This is a genomic window from Rhizobium sp. BK060 (genome assembly GCF_014193145.1).
Classification (GTDB): domain Bacteria; phylum Pseudomonadota; class Alphaproteobacteria; order Rhizobiales; family Rhizobiaceae; genus Rhizobium.
Window position 1 is genome coordinate 15,066 of the sequence record NZ_JACHYW010000011.1, and the last position, 13,812, is coordinate 28,877.

Annotated in this window: 16 protein-coding genes; 8 read left to right on the top strand and 8 right to left on the bottom strand. The window is 60.1% G+C overall.

Going from position 1 to position 13,812, the window contains the following annotated elements; translation table 11 throughout:
• Positions 1 to 137: 137 nt before the first annotated feature.
• Positions 138 to 599, bottom strand: a complete 462-nt coding sequence (locus tag FHT71_RS13850; RefSeq protein ID WP_007802116.1) for a YidB family protein — start codon at positions 597 to 599, stop codon at positions 138 to 140.
• 152 nt (positions 600 to 751) lie between these two features.
• Here FHT71_RS13850 and FHT71_RS13855 point away from each other — a divergent pair, with 152 nt between their 5' ends.
• Together FHT71_RS13855 and FHT71_RS13860 are read left to right on the top strand one after the other, a co-directional pair.
• Positions 752 to 1,009 (top strand): GlsB/YeaQ/YmgE family stress response membrane protein, encoded by a 258-nt coding sequence (locus FHT71_RS13855; RefSeq protein WP_007802119.1) that lies wholly within the window; start codon positions 752 to 754, stop codon positions 1,007 to 1,009.
• A 92-nt stretch (positions 1,010 to 1,101) separates the two neighbouring features.
• Positions 1,102 to 1,689 carry a class I SAM-dependent methyltransferase gene (locus tag FHT71_RS13860; RefSeq protein ID WP_132595094.1) on the top strand — a complete coding sequence of 196 codons (588 nt, stop codon included), beginning with the start codon at positions 1,102 to 1,104 and terminating at the stop codon, positions 1,687 to 1,689.
• A gap of 49 nt (positions 1,690 to 1,738) precedes the next feature.
• On the opposite strand, the gene ilvC is transcribed toward FHT71_RS13860, so the two are convergent.
• The 3 genes from ilvC to FHT71_RS13875 form a co-directional block, all read right to left on the bottom strand.
• Positions 1,739 to 2,758 carry a ketol-acid reductoisomerase gene (gene ilvC, locus FHT71_RS13865; protein ID WP_037128972.1) on the bottom strand — a complete coding sequence of 340 codons (1,020 nt, stop codon included), beginning with the start codon at positions 2,756 to 2,758 and terminating at the stop codon, positions 1,739 to 1,741.
• A gap of 48 nt (positions 2,759 to 2,806) precedes the next feature.
• Complete coding sequence (locus FHT71_RS13870; RefSeq protein WP_007802125.1) at positions 2,807 to 3,457, bottom strand: TetR/AcrR family transcriptional regulator; 651 nt, start codon at positions 3,455 to 3,457, stop codon at positions 2,807 to 2,809.
• A gap of 154 nt (positions 3,458 to 3,611) precedes the next feature.
• A complete protein-coding gene (locus FHT71_RS13875; RefSeq protein WP_132595092.1) occupies positions 3,612 to 4,517 on the bottom strand; it encodes an AraC family transcriptional regulator in 906 nt (301 codons plus the stop codon).
• 187 nt (positions 4,518 to 4,704) lie between these two features.
• On the opposite strand from FHT71_RS13875, the gene FHT71_RS13880 reads away from it, so the two are divergent.
• Positions 4,705 to 5,751 (top strand): NAD(P)-dependent alcohol dehydrogenase, encoded by a 1,047-nt coding sequence (locus FHT71_RS13880; RefSeq protein ID WP_007802131.1) that lies wholly within the window; start codon positions 4,705 to 4,707, stop codon positions 5,749 to 5,751.
• A 35-nt stretch (positions 5,752 to 5,786) separates the two neighbouring features.
• On the opposite strand, the gene FHT71_RS13885 is transcribed toward FHT71_RS13880, so the two are convergent.
• Together FHT71_RS13885 and FHT71_RS13890 are read right to left on the bottom strand one after the other, a co-directional pair.
• Positions 5,787 to 7,058, bottom strand: coding sequence for an NAD(P)/FAD-dependent oxidoreductase (locus FHT71_RS13885; RefSeq protein WP_132590813.1), 1,272 nt, complete (start codon positions 7,056 to 7,058; stop codon positions 5,787 to 5,789).
• 131 nt (positions 7,059 to 7,189) lie between these two features.
• On the bottom strand, positions 7,190 to 7,654 hold the full coding sequence (locus FHT71_RS13890) for an Lrp/AsnC family transcriptional regulator (protein ID WP_007802135.1): 465 nt from the start codon (positions 7,652 to 7,654) through the stop codon (positions 7,190 to 7,192).
• A 160-nt stretch (positions 7,655 to 7,814) separates the two neighbouring features.
• Here FHT71_RS13890 and FHT71_RS13895 point away from each other — a divergent pair, with 160 nt between their 5' ends.
• The 4 genes from FHT71_RS13895 (at position 7,815) to FHT71_RS13910 (ending at position 11,496) form a co-directional block, all read left to right on the top strand.
• Positions 7,815 to 8,534, top strand: coding sequence for an aspartate/glutamate racemase family protein (locus FHT71_RS13895; protein WP_007802137.1), 720 nt, complete (start codon positions 7,815 to 7,817; stop codon positions 8,532 to 8,534).
• Positions 8,535 to 8,599: 65 nt separating this feature from the next.
• Positions 8,600 to 9,517 (top strand): bifunctional helix-turn-helix transcriptional regulator/GNAT family N-acetyltransferase, encoded by a 918-nt coding sequence (locus FHT71_RS13900; protein WP_007802139.1) that lies wholly within the window; start codon positions 8,600 to 8,602, stop codon positions 9,515 to 9,517.
• A gap of 60 nt (positions 9,518 to 9,577) precedes the next feature.
• The gene (locus FHT71_RS13905) at positions 9,578 to 10,195 is read left to right on the top strand and encodes a TetR/AcrR family transcriptional regulator (protein WP_132590811.1); all 618 of its coding nucleotides are present in this window, start codon (positions 9,578 to 9,580) and stop codon (positions 10,193 to 10,195) included.
• Positions 10,196 to 10,266: 71 nt separating this feature from the next.
• A complete protein-coding gene (locus tag FHT71_RS13910) occupies positions 10,267 to 11,496 on the top strand; it encodes an MFS transporter (RefSeq protein WP_132590809.1) in 1,230 nt (409 codons plus the stop codon).
• Here FHT71_RS13910 and FHT71_RS13915 read toward each other — a convergent pair.
• Positions 11,482 to 11,898, bottom strand: coding sequence for a helix-turn-helix domain-containing protein (locus FHT71_RS13915; RefSeq protein WP_007802145.1), 417 nt, complete (start codon positions 11,896 to 11,898; stop codon positions 11,482 to 11,484). The genes FHT71_RS13910 and FHT71_RS13915 overlap by 15 nt on opposite strands.
• Before the next feature lie 117 nt (positions 11,899 to 12,015).
• Between FHT71_RS13915 and FHT71_RS13920 the strand changes: the two genes are divergently transcribed.
• On the top strand, positions 12,016 to 12,903 hold the full coding sequence (locus tag FHT71_RS13920) for an SDR family oxidoreductase (protein WP_183720401.1): 888 nt from the start codon (positions 12,016 to 12,018) through the stop codon (positions 12,901 to 12,903).
• A gap of 57 nt (positions 12,904 to 12,960) precedes the next feature.
• Here FHT71_RS13920 and FHT71_RS13925 read toward each other — a convergent pair whose 3' ends face one another.
• A complete protein-coding gene (locus tag FHT71_RS13925) occupies positions 12,961 to 13,713 on the bottom strand; it encodes a pyridoxine 5'-phosphate synthase (protein ID WP_007802149.1) in 753 nt (250 codons plus the stop codon).
• Positions 13,714 to 13,812: the final 99 nt, after the last annotated feature.

Consider the following 13,812-nt stretch of genomic DNA (forward strand, 5'->3'; position numbering starts at 1 on the left):
AACATTACTGACCTATTTGTTTGTCACGGTGACAAGTCTGGGCGCCTTTTAGTCCAAAAAATCAGAGACAGCGACCGGAAAAAACGCCGGGGAAGCCCCGCTCCCGAGGGGAGCGGGGCTTCCCCGTAAGCATCGGGTCACTGGCGGAAAAGCGATGCGATCTGCTCTTGTGTCGGCAGCTGGCCTCGCGGCGTGAGCTTGTCGACCACCCCAGGTAGGACGCTCGACAATTGGTTCAGCAACTCCTGCTCGCTGATTCCCGCCTGACGTGCGAGATCGCTAATCGTCTTGGAGCCCAGCGCTTCATTGAGGCTGCCCGGCGCGATCGGCTTGTTCTGCCCGGGCTGGACCCAGGAATCCACCGTATCGCCCTGCCCGGCTTCGGTCAGCTTGCCGAGAAGGCCACCCAGACCGCCGAGCCCACCCAAAAGCCCGCCGTTACCGGTCTGTGGACCAGCCTGCGGATTGGCCTGCTGGGCGGCTGGATCGGTCTGGCTGCCCGCACCACCGAGAAGCTTTCCCACTAACAACGCGCCAAGAGCAATCATGATCGGCTTTGATATATTTCCACCTGGAACGGCGTCGTCAAAGATACCCATGCCATCCTCCTTTTTGGTTTCTTCATTCCACGGAACAACAACTGTAGAATGAAAGCATAAGGCTCTCGCGAACCTTGAATTCCCCGACGAGCTATTTAGCTTAAACGGGAAGATGGTCTGAATATTCAACCAATCAAGGAGGGGAATGGCAGATGTCAGTAATCGGTTGGATTATCCTTGGACTGATCGCAGGATTCATCGGCAGTAAGATCGTTAACAAGTCAGGCGCGGGCATGCTGATGGACATCGTCCTTGGCGTCGTCGGTGCAATCGTCGGCGGCGTCATCTTCAGTTTCTTCGGTGCGTCGGGCGTGACGGGCTTCAATATCTACAGCCTTGTCGTCGCCGTCATCGGTGCCGTTGTGGTTCTCTGGCTCTACCACGCCGTCAGCGGGCGCCGCTCCATCTAGTTCGCTATTTCTTCATCGAGAAAATATCCGCCGCCTCAAAGGCGGCGGCATTGTGCGTGTAACTCCGGCCTTGACTCATCGGGCGAACGATCATGGCAGACAAGAGTACATCTTCATTCTACGACGACAACGCGGCCAGCTACGCCTCGCGCGAGCGCATTTTGCCGATTCGACGGCTGGATGCCTTTCTCTCGCTGTTGCCTCCGGGCGCAGCCGTCCTGGATTTGGGGTGCGGTGGCGGTCAGGACAGTGCCTACATGCTGTCGAAGGGCTTCGACGTGACGCCGACAGACGGATCGGCGGCAGTCGCAAAGCAGGCAGAGACGCTTCTCGGACATCCTGTTGCGGTCCTGCGCTTCGAGGATTTGGACGAGGAGGAAGCCTTCGACGGCGTCTGGGCCGAGGCCAGCCTGTTGCATGTCCCGCGAGCCGCCCTTCCCGAGGTGCTGGAACGGATCCGCACCGCGCTGCGGCCCGGCGGCACCTTTCATGCCACCTTCAAGGCAGGCGCGGCTGAGGGGCACGACGGCTTCGGTCGATACTATAATTACCCATCGGCGGAGCTTCTGTCGGAAATGCTGAGCAATGGCGGCTGGCACAACATTGTCATCAGCGAAGGCGACGGCACCGGCTACGACGGAAAGCCGACCCGCTGGCTTGCGGTGCGGGCGCAAAAATAAAGGCCGGAGCTTTCGCCCCGGCCCTGTTAAGACAGCAGTCTGAAGCCGCCTAGTTGACGGACTTGTCGACCAGCTTGTTCTTGCCGATCCACGGCATCATGCCGCGAAGCTTGGCGCCGACTTCTTCGATCTGGTGGCTGTCGTTCATGCGGCGGATGCCCTTGAAGCGCGAACCGCCTGCCTTGTACTCCTGCATCCAGTCGGACGTGAATTTGCCCGTCTGGATGTCGTGCAGGACGCGCTTCATTTCAGCCTTGGTTTCAGCCGTGATGATGCGCGGGCCAGTGACGTATTCGCCCCACTCGGCCGTGTTGGAGATCGAGTAGTTCATGTTGGCGATGCCGCCTTCATAGATCAGGTCGACGATCAGCTTCACTTCGTGCAGGCACTCGAAGTAGGCCATTTCCGGCGCATAACCGGCTTCGACCAGGGTTTCGAAACCAGCGCGGATGAGCTCGACGAGACCGCCGCAGAGAACGACCTGTTCGCCGAAGAGGTCGGTTTCGCACTCTTCGCGGAAGTTGGTTTCGATGATGCCCGAACGACCACCGCCGACGCCGCAGGCGTAGGAGAGAGCCAGTTCAAGCGCATTGCCGGAAGCGTTCTGGTGAACGGCAACGAGGCAGGGAACACCGCCGCCCTTCTGATATTCGCCGCGAACCGTGTGGCCGGGGCCCTTCGGCGCGATCATGACGACGTCGAGCGAAGCCTTCGGCTCGATCAGGCCGAAGTGAACGTTGAGGCCGTGCGCAAAAGCGATCGCAACGCCATCACGGATGTTGCCTGCAATTTCGCTCTTGTAGATATCGGCCTGCAGCTCGTCCGGGGTCGCCATCATGATCAGGTCGCCCCACTTGGCAGCGTCGGCAACGGTCATAACCTTGAAGCCGTCAGCCTCTGCCTTCTTGATGGTTGCCGAACCGGCCTTGAGAGCGATCGCAACGTTGGCATGGCCGCTGTCCTTGAGGTTCAGGGCGTGTGCGCGACCCTGGGAACCGTAGCCGACGATGACGACGTTCTTCGACTTGATGAGGTTGAGATCTGCATCACGATCGTAATAGACGCGCATTGTTCTTTCCTTCCCTTTGCTTGTCCTGTGACTGTTGTAAGAGTGGTGTCAGCCGACGAGCGGCATCTCCGCCAAAACCTTTTCCGTGCCGTAGAGGCGCAGGAAGGCGGAAACCGCCCTCTCCGCCTGACGCGCAGTATCCTTGAGACCCGGCTCGCCGAGCAGCATGCGAACATGCAGGTCGGAAACAATCAGGCCATAAAGCGTGTGATATGCCTCGTCGGCATCATGGAAGCGCAGCAGACCGGCGCGCTTGCCGGAATCGATCAGCCCCATCGCGCGGCGATCGATCTGGCGGCGACCACGCTCCAGAAGCAGCTTGCCGAGCTTGGAGCCGTCGCGATGCGACTGGCCGATCGCAAGACGGTTGAGCGCCAGAGAGACGTCGCCGGCGAGAACCTCAAGCAGATCCTTCGAGAAGATGACAAGGTGGTCGTGCAGGCTGGCCGACGTCAGTCGCTCGCCGTTACGCTCGAACGTGCGCACCTTGCTGGCCTGGTAGGCGATCATGGCAGACAGCAGTCCGTCGCGGTCGCCGAACCACTTGTAGAGGCTTTCCTTGGAGCAATTCGCGGCGCGGGCAACGCCCGATGTCGTCAGCGCCTTCTCGCCGCCATCGACGAGCAGCCGCAACGCCTGCTCTAGAACGGCGTTTTGGCGTGGCGAAAACTCGCTGGGCTCCAAATTATCGACGGACACGGCCTCACTCCCGACAAGTACCGTACGGTACGGTTCGCAGGCTTTATGCTGCAAAGCTCGATGCGCGTCAAGCGGCATCAAGGGAAAAATTCATGCTGCAGCGCACTGCCGAATCTATGCCTGCGCCAAGCTCAGGCAACTCGCTCACACAAACTCAAGCACCATCAACCGGTTCACGCGCTGCCTCGACGTCTCGTACGGGAGACAGACCGTAAACTCGGCTGTATTCGCGGCTGAACTGCGACGGACTTTGATAGCCGACCCGATGCCCGGCGGTGCCGGCATCAAGACGCTCGACCAGCATCAGACGGCGTGCCTCGTGTAGCCGCAGCTGCTTCTGGTACTGCACCGGCGTCATTGCCGTGATCGACTTGAAATGATGATGGAAGGACGACACGCTCATATTGACCTGCTCGGCGAGATCCTCGATGCGCAGTGGGCGCGCGAAGTTCTGGCGGAGCCAGGCAATGGCTCGTGCGATACGATTGCCGTGACTATCCGCGACTGCGATGCTGATCAGCCGGCTGCCATCTGGGCCCGTGAGCACGCGATAGAGGATTTCCTGTTCGATCAGCGGCGCCATCGCTGCGATATCCTTCGGACTATCGAGCAAGCGCAGCAGCCGCACCGTTGCATCCAGAAGCTCCGGCGTCGCGACATTGACTGCGATCCCGCGGCCCCGTCCCGGCATGGTCGGCCGTGGCATATCGGCACGACTCAGCAACTCAAGAACCTTTTCGCTGTTGATGGCGAGCGTCAGACAGAAGTGCGGAACCTCCACGCTGGCCTCGACCACGCGCCAGATGACAGGCAGATCGAGCGAGGTCAGAAGGTAATCGCCGGCGCCATAATTGATGACGTCGGTTCCGAGACGAAGGCTCTTGGAGCCCTGGATAACCAAGGCAATACAAGGCCGGTAGCTGCCGTGGCACGGCGCGCTCGGCGAATGCCGGCGGCTGATCCCCAGGCTCTCGATGGCGGTGCGGACTTCGCCCTCGTCGCCGGCATATCGAGCGGCAATCGAAGCGATCTCCTGATAGGGATTGAACGGCAAGGTCATGCGAAAGAAACCCTTATCTGCAGCGCCGGCGGGATGTGCACTATCTAGGATAGGTTCGAGCCCCCGAGAATAGCCCATCCCCTCAATTTTGCAGGATCGTGCAAAAAGCTCGGAGGATCGCTCTACCGCACCTGAGACGTTCCGATGCATTTTCGGCCATCCGCCCAGCAACCAAAGGAAGTCCCGGATGCCTATTGCAAAAGGCTATGCTGCCACCGACGCGTCGAAGCCGCTAACACCCTTCACCTTCGAGCGTCGGGACCCCAATCCTGACGATGTCGTGATCGACATCAAGTTCGCCGGCATCTGCCATTCGGACATCCACACCGTTCGCAACGAGTGGAAGAATGCGGTCTACCCGATCGTCCCGGGTCACGAAATCGCTGGTATCGTCTCGGCTGTCGGCTCTGCCGTGACCAAGTTCAAGGTCGGCGACCGCGTCGGTGTCGGCTGCTTCGTCGACAGCTGCGTTGGCTGCGCAACCCGCGACGTCGACCGCGAGCAGTATATGCCGGGCCTGGTCGGCACCTATAACAGCGTCGAGGCCGACGGCAAGACGCCTACCCAGGGCGGCTATTCAGACTCGATCGTCGTCAAGGAAGGCTACGTGATGTCCATTCCGGACAACCTTCCGCTTGACGCTTCCGCCCCGCTGCTTTGCGCCGGCATCACGCTCTATTCGCCACTTCGCCACTGGAATGCTGGCCCCGGCAAGAAGGTCGCGATCGTCGGCATGGGCGGCCTTGGCCACATGGGCGTCAAGCTCGGCGCCGCCATGGGCGCGGATATCACCGTCCTCTCCCAGAGCCTTTCCAAGAAGGAAGACGGCCTGAAGCTCGGCGCCAAGGAATATTACGCCACCAACGACCCGGCGACCTTCGAAAAACTTGCCGGCGCCTTCGATCTTGTGATCTGCACTGTTAGCGCCGAAATCGACTGGAATGCCTATCTCGGCCTGATCAAGGTCGATGGCGCCTTCGTCGTGGTCGGCGCGCCGGAAAACCCGATCCCGGTCGCTGCCTTCTCGCTGATCCCCGGTCGCAAGAGCATTTCCGGCTCGATGATCGGCTCGATCAAGGAAACCCAGGAAATGCTGGACTTCTGCGGCGAGCACAACATCGTCTCCGAGATCGAGAAGATCAACATCCAGCAGGTCAACGAAGCCTACGAACGCGTTCTGAAGAGCGATGTTCGCTATCGCTTCGTCATCGACATCGCCTCGCTCGCTGCCTGACAAACGCAAAGGGCGGCCTTGAGCCGCCCTCTTTGTTATGTGCGATCGTCGTCGCGCATTGTTTCCTTTTGAGTGATGAGCCGCGCGCTGTGCTGACCGCTCAGGTAGATCCAGAGCCAGCTCCAGGCCACAGCAAAGCGCGAACGCGTCCCGATCAGGAAGTAGATGTGGGCGATGCCCCATATCCACCAGGCGATCCAGCCTTTCAGTTTGATGCGACCGAAATCGATGATCGCGGCGCTCTGGCCGATCGTCGCAAGACTGCCCTGATGTCTATAGCGAAACGGAGCGGGCGCCGGTTTTGCCGCTAGGCGCGCGCGGATCACTTTTGCGGCATAGGCACCCTGTTGCTTGGCGGCCGGCGCGATCCCTGGAACCGGGGCGCCGCTCTCCTGAACGACAGAGGCCGTGTCGCCGACGACAAAGACATCCGGAAACCCCGGCGCCGTCAGATCCTTCTCGACGATGACGCGCCCCGCCCGATCTGCCGGCACATCGAGCCACTTGGCAGCGGGCGACGCCTGTACGCCTGCAGCCCAGACGATCGTGCGGCTTGGGATGATCCCTTCGCTTGTCTCGACGCCTGCTGCCGTGCACTCCAGGACGCGCTCGCCGATATGCAGTTCGACACCGAGTTCTTCAAGCGCCTTGCCGGCATAGGCCGAAAGCTCTTCGGCAAAGGTAGGAAGTACGCGCGGCCCCGCCTCGACGAGCACGACCCGTGTCTTGCGCGTATCAATATTGCGGAATTCGCGCGGCAAGGCATTGCGCGCAAGCTCGACAATGATCCCGGCGAGCTCGACACCGGTCGGCCCTGCACCGACAATCGTGAAAGTCAGAAGCGCGTCACGGATAGCGGGATCGGTTTCGGTCTCCGCCCGTTCGAATGCGAGCAGAACCCGTCGTCGGATCGTCGTAGCATCCTCCAGCGTCTTCAGCCCTGGCGCAACCGGCTCCCAATCGTCTCGCCCGAAGTATGCGTGCGTTGCTCCCGTCGCTAGAACAAGGCTGTCATAACGCAGAGTCATGCCGCTGCGTAAGGCAACTTCCTTTGCGGCAGTATCGATACCAACGACCTCACCAAGCAGCGTCGTGACGTCCGGCCGGTCGCTATAGAGGTGGCGAATGGGCCAGGCGATATCCGAGGTCGAAAGGATTGTCGTCGCAACCTGGTAAAGTAGCGGTTGGAACAGGTGATGATTGCGACGGTCGACCAGGGTGATGCGGACGCCCGCTCCCTTCAAATCGTTTGCCAACTGCAGTCCGCCGAAACCGCCACCGACAACGACAACGTGGTGCTCGCTCATGACTTGCCTTTCCGTGCCATTGCGCTACCGCAAATGTCGTCGATTGCCCGCGGCTTTCAACCTCTCTTTGGGTATAGCTCGCCTGCGTCCAGCGGTTGTCGCCGAGGTCGAATTCAGAGAGTGGAGACAACTCAGTCTGCGTAAGCAACCGGAATCGATGTCCCGCTTTTCAGCAACTCCATCGAGATGGATGCGGACACGTCGAAGAGTTCGATCTTGCGAACGATCTGCTTGTAGATCACATCGTAGTGCTCGACGCGTGGCAGCACGATCTTGAGAATGTAGTCGTGGTTCCCGGTAAGCCGATGCGCCTCGACGATCTCGGGAATGGCGCTGATCGCCCGACGAAATGCTTCGATCCATTCGTCGGTGTGGTGCGCCGTCTTGATCAGCGCAAACACCGTCGTCGGGACACCCATCTTCTCACGGTCAAGCACCACGATCCGCCGCGCAATGTGACCGCTCTCCTCCAGCCGCTGGATGCGCCGAGAACAGGCCGAGACCGATAACGCGACCTTCTCTGCGAGATCCGTCACCGAAATGCCCGCATCGGCTTGCAAGAGTTCGAGGATTCGGCGGTCGCGATCATCCAGCATCGAGTCTTCCCAGAGTTATGATTTGATTTTGCACGATACTGAAATTTGGCGCAAAAATACAGCGCCAACGGAGAACTTGATACAAACAAAGCAAACCATTTGCGCGATGATCGATGCATGATTTCGCCAATAGGAAATTCCAGACGGGAGCATAACAATAATGCAGACAATCGGACTGATTGGCGGGATGAGCTTCGAAAGCTCGGCGGTCTACTATCGCTTGATCAATGAAATGGTGCGCGAGCGCCTCGGTGGGCTCGCCTCGGCCGACCTCCTGATGCACTCCGTCAATTTCGATGAGATCGTCGCCATGCAAAGGGCGGGCGACTGGGACGCCGCTGCCAACCGGCTCGGCGACGTCGCCCTGCATCTGCAGATTGCCGGCGCGCGCTGCATGCTCATCTGCACGAACACCATGCATCTCATCGCCGACCAGGTCGCCTCGCGCATCTCCGTTCCCCTGATCCACATCATCGACGAGACCGCGAAGTCCTTGAAGGCCGCCGGACGCAAGCGCCCGCTGCTGCTCGCCACGCGATACACGATGGAGCATGGTTTCTATGCCGATCGCATGAAGAGCCTTGGCGTCGACGTCGTCGTTCCCGAAGCCGCCGACCGGACATCCGTTCATGACATCATCTTCAATGAGCTCTGCGCCGGAAAGGTGCTCGACAGTTCGCGTGACAAGCTCATGCAGATTATCGAGCGCGAGCGGGCCAAGGGCGCCGACAGCATTATTCTCGGCTGCACGGAAATCTGCCTCATCCTCGACCCGAAGCATCTGCCCCTGCCCGGCTTCGACACGACTGAGATCCATGCCAGGGCAGCTGTCGAGTTCGCGCTTGGCGACGAAGCGGTCGAAGAGATCGTCGCCGCCTGAGTGACAAATTAGTTGACTCAGTCAATTAATTGCAGGACAAAATCTCCTATCAGGAGGTTTTGTCCATGTCCGACTCTGGCTTGATCGACGTCGCCCGCGACTTCAATCGCTTCTACACGAACTTTCTCGGCGTCTTGAACCGGGCCTATCTTGATACGGAGTTCACGCTCACCGACGCACGTGTCCTCTTCGAGGTCGGCTCTCGCAACGGTATAAGCGCGGTCACTCTTGCCCGCGACCTGCACCTCGACCCCGCCTATCTCAGTCGCATCCTCAAGCGCTTCCGAGCCGACGGACTGATCGAAACAAAGCCCGATCCCAGCGATCTGCGCAGTCAGATCATTATGGTCACCACCAAGGGACACGATCAGTTCGAGGAACTTGGCAGGCGCTCAAATGCTCAGATCGCGGAGCGCTTCGGCAACCTCGCCGAGGGCGAGCCGCAAAGCGTTGTAACGGCAATGACAGCTATCCGCTCGCTACTCGATCCGGACGCCTCACCTCCTCCATTGGTCATCCGCGCCCACCGGCCCGGAGATATCGGCTGGATCGTTCAGAGCCAGGGGAAGGCCTATACCGAGGAATACGGCTGGGACATGCGCTTCGAGGGCCTTGTTGCAGAGGTCGCCGGCAAGTTCCTGGCGAATTTTGATCCGTCGACGGAGTATTGCTGGATTGCCGAGCGTGGTGGCATCAACGTCGGCTCCATTCTCGTGACCAATGGCGGCGACGGCGTTGCGAAGCTTCGTCTGCTCTATGTCGACAAAGCGGCACGCGGCCTCGGGCTCGGCAAGATGCTGGTCGACGAATGCATCCGCTTTGCCAGAACAAAGAAATATCGACAGATAACGCTCTGGACGAACGACATCCTGCACGCTGCGCGCGGCATTTACTTGAAGGCCGGCTTTCGCCTTGTCTCCGAAGAAAGACACCGGATGTTCGGGCCGGAGGAAAACGGGCAGACCTGGGTTCTTGATCTCTGATTTGCTGCGTCGCAAAAGTTTCACTTGATTTGGAAACGATCATTTCCTAATTAGTCAGCCATGACCATGGCGACCCTTTCTGAAACGACCCGGACACGCGGCAGGCCGCGCGAGTTCGATCGCGATGCAGCGCTCGACACGGCGCTGCAGGTGTTTGCCGAGCGCGGCTATCATGCCGCGTCGATCAGCGAGCTCACCGAGGCCATGGGCCTTGCCTCCGGCAGCGTCTACAAGGCTTTCAAGGACAAGCGCGGCATATTCCTCGCAGCCTTCGACCGATATCGCACCGTGCGTCGCGGCCTGCTGGATGCCCGCATGGCGAAGGTTGGAACCGGCCGCGAGAAAATCCGCGAGGTCCTGGCCCATTATGCGCTCTCGTCACATGGCGCCTCCGGTCGTTGCGGCTGCCTCGTCGTTAGCAGTGCGAACGACCTTGCGCTTTTCGACGAGGAAGCCGCCGAGCGTGTCGCAGCGGCTTTTACAGCCAACGAAAAACTGATCACCGATCTCCTCCGCCTCGGCCAAAGCGACGGCTCGATCGCAGCCGAAATTGACGTCGCGGCCACCGCCCGTACCCTCCTTTGCGTCACCAAGGGAATGCGAGTGGTCGGCAAAACGGGACGAAGCGAAGAAGACATGGTCGCTGTCGCCGAGACTGCAATGAAGCTTCTTGCGTGAATCGGGTTGCGATCGACCTGCCTAAACGCGCAACCTTTTTTAATCATCCGATAGTCCCACCGGAGCCTACTATGAGCCTTTCGACCACCACGCGGGAAACCGTCGCGCCACAGACGATCTCGCCGTTGATGACGTTTCTTTTCGCCGCCGCATGTGGGCTGGTTGCCGCCAATCTCTATTACGGCCAGCCGCTCGCCGGGCCAATCAGCACATCCCTCGGCTTTACGCCGGCGGCAACCGGCCTGATCGTCACCCTGACGCAGATCGGCTACGGTCTCGGACTGCTCTTGATCGTCCCACTCGGCGATCTGCTGGAAAATCGCAGACTTGTGCTGACACTCATCACCACCTCAGCTGTCGCTTTGGTCGGAGCCGCCTTATCGTCAACGCCCGCGATGTTTCTCCTCGCCTCGTTGTGCATCGGCCTCGCCTCGGTCGCCGTCCAGGTGCTCGTTCCCTTTGCCGCCCACATGGCGCCGGACGCAAGCCGTGGCCGCGTCGTCGGCAACGTCATGAGCGGGCTGCTCTGTGGCATCATGCTGGCACGCCCCTTCGCCAGCTCCCTTGCCGAGGCGACTTCCTGGCACATGGTCTACTTCGTCACCGCTGCCTTGATGATCGCGCTCGTCGTCATTTTGAGGGCTAAGCTGCCAGTGCGTGTTCCTCACACCAAGCTGAGCTATGGCAAGCTGCTTGCCTCTATGGCAGATCTCGCCCTCCATTCGCGCGTTCTGCAGCGTCGCGCACTCTACCAAGCCGGCATGTTTGGTGCTTTCAGCCTGTTCTGGACCACCACGCCTCTGCTTCTGGCCGGCCCTGAATTCGGGCTGACGCAGAACGGCATTGCCTTGTTCGCGCTGGCCGGTGCTGCCGGTGCCATCGCTTCGCCGATCGCCGGACGCCTGGCCGACCGCGGCCTGACCAAGGCTGCCTCCACGCTGGCGATGTTGCTTGGAATGTCGGCCTTTCTCATCAGCCACTTCGCGACGGACGGTTCGCTGACGGCGCTGCTGTTGCTGACGGCGGCGGCAATCCTTCTCGATTTCGGCGTAACGACCAATCTTGTCTGCGGACAGCGTGCAATCTACGCGATCAGCGCCGAGCATCGCAGCCGTCTGAACGGTCTCTACATGGCGACATTCTTTGCCGGTGGAGCGATCGGATCGGCCGTGGGCGGCTGGGCTTACGCCACCGGTGGTTGGACGATGACTGCCTGGATCGGCTTCTGTTTCCCGGCCTTCGCGTTCCTTCTCTTCCTGACGGAAGGCCGCGGCACGCAGATAGTCTCAGACGTTGCCTGAGTCGAACCTGAGCCGGGCGGCGCGAACTGCGCTATGGTTTTCTTCCGCCCAGTTCAGCAGCAGTGCGAGAGTACTGTAGAGCGAGCGGCCAAGATCGGTCATGCGATACTCGACACTCGGCGGCTTGGTCGGAAACACCTCCCGCTCGATATAGCCGTCACGCTGCAGATCTCTTAGCGTCTGCGTCAGCATGCGCTGCGAGATGTCAGGGATCATCCGCCGCAACTCGCCGAATCGGTATGGACGTTGCGACAGCGCCTCGAGCATCAGCGTCGACCATTTGCCGCCGATCTGCTGCATCATGTCCCTGACCGGGCAATTGCTGAAGTCGAGCTTGCTGAGATCGACGTCTCGACGAATGCCGGGTGCCTTGTTCTTCAGGTTGACGACGGAGCCGCTCATCCTTGGTTCCCTTTTGGTAACGTAGAGCGAAAAAACTGCCTTCTTTACAGCTCGCAGTCAATTCCTATTCTAGAGCTACTCTCTTTTTGAGACCAGTAACGAACCTAGAGGAAAGACATGAGCGAGACCATTCTCATCACCGGCGCCGCCGGCCAGCTTGGCCAGAGGGTCATCCATCACCTGCTCGAGACCGAGAAAGTTCCTGCTGCAAAGATCATCGCCGCAACGCGCGACCCCGCCAAGCTCGCAGATCTCGCCGCCAAGGGCGTGGTCACCCGCCAGGCGGACTTTGACGATGCCGCCTCGCTAGAAGCCGCCTTCAAGGGCGTCGATCGGTTGCTGATCATCAGCACCGATGCACTTGCCGTCCCCGGCCAACGTCTCAAGCAGCACGAGGCAGCAGTGGATGCGGCCGTGAAGGCCGGCGTGAAACACATCGCCTACACGTCGATGCCCTCGCCGGACAAATCGCTGGTCACTTTCGCACCGGACCACCTCGGCACCGAGAATGCCATCAAGGCGACGGGCATCCCCTACACCATCATCCGCAATGCCTGGTACATGGACAACTATCTCCATGGCATGCCGCACAATCTCCAGTCGGGAAGCTGGTACACGGGCAGCGGCGAAGGCAAGATTTCGAATATCTCTCGCGAAGACTGCGCACGGGCGATCGCAGCAGCTCTTGCCTCAGGGACGAAGGAAAATGCGACCTATACGCTGACCGGAGCGGAGTCTCTGACAGCAAACCAGATCGCAGCGACCGTCACCGATGCGGTGGGAAAGCCGTTGAAGGCTGTTAGCGTCACGGATGAGCAGCTTGGCCAGGGTATGCGCGGCGCGGGTCTTCCCGATTTCGTCGCCGACATGCTGGTCTCCGCCGATGCCAACATCCGCGCGGGCAACTTCGATCTGGTAACAGCCGATTATGAGAAACTGACCGGCAAGAAGCCTGAGACACTCAAGGACTTCTTCATCGCGCACAAGACCGCCCTCATTGCCTGAGTCGGTCAAGGAGGTCCGCTTCGCACCACCGGAGCGGGCCTTCGCCTATTCGCGGTCTTAGATCTTCTGACCGCACGCCCGGCAGAACCGCCGAACGGTTTCCGCCATGCCGAATTCTAGCGCGTCCGCCGTCAATCCATGACCGATGGACACCTCAGCAAGTTTGGGAATACGCTTTACAAGCGGCGGCAAATTCGCAACCGTCAGATCGTGCCCCGCATTGACACCCAGGCCGATTGCCAGCGCCGCATCCGCTGTCTTGCCGAGCGCTTCAAGGATTGGCCCTGCCCGTTCGGGCGCGTCGTAGCACCCGCCATAAGGACCCGTATAAAGTTCGATCCGGTCAGCGCCGACCGCCTTGGCGATAGCAACGGCCTCGGCGTCCCCATCGCCGTCGGCGAACAGCGATACGCGCGTTCCCATCTTCTTCAGCCGCGCGATGACGTCTGTCAGGAAGTCGCGGTGCTTGCGGAAGTCCCAGCCATGATCCGAGGTTGCCTGTGAGGGATCGTCAGGAACCAGCGTGACCTGCTCAGGCGCGGCGCCGACACAAAGTTCGAGGAACTCATCGGTCGGATAGCCTTCGATGTTGAACTCGGCAGCAGGAAATTCATCATCGATCAGGTTTCGGATGACAGGCAGGTCGGAGAAACGGATGTGCCGCTGGTCAGGCCGCGGATGCACGGTCAGTCCGCTGGCGCCGGATTGCAGCGCGATCCGCCCCAGCCCTTCGACACTTGGCCACGGCAGATCGCGGCGGTTGCGCAGCATCGCGACGGCATTGAGATTGACGGAAAGCGTGGTCGGCATGGCAGGATTCCAAATGAAGCGAAGGATGATCGTTTCTAGGCCAATGAGTCGGTATGGGCCAACGAGATTCGTACATGAATGCATGTGAATCTGTGATGA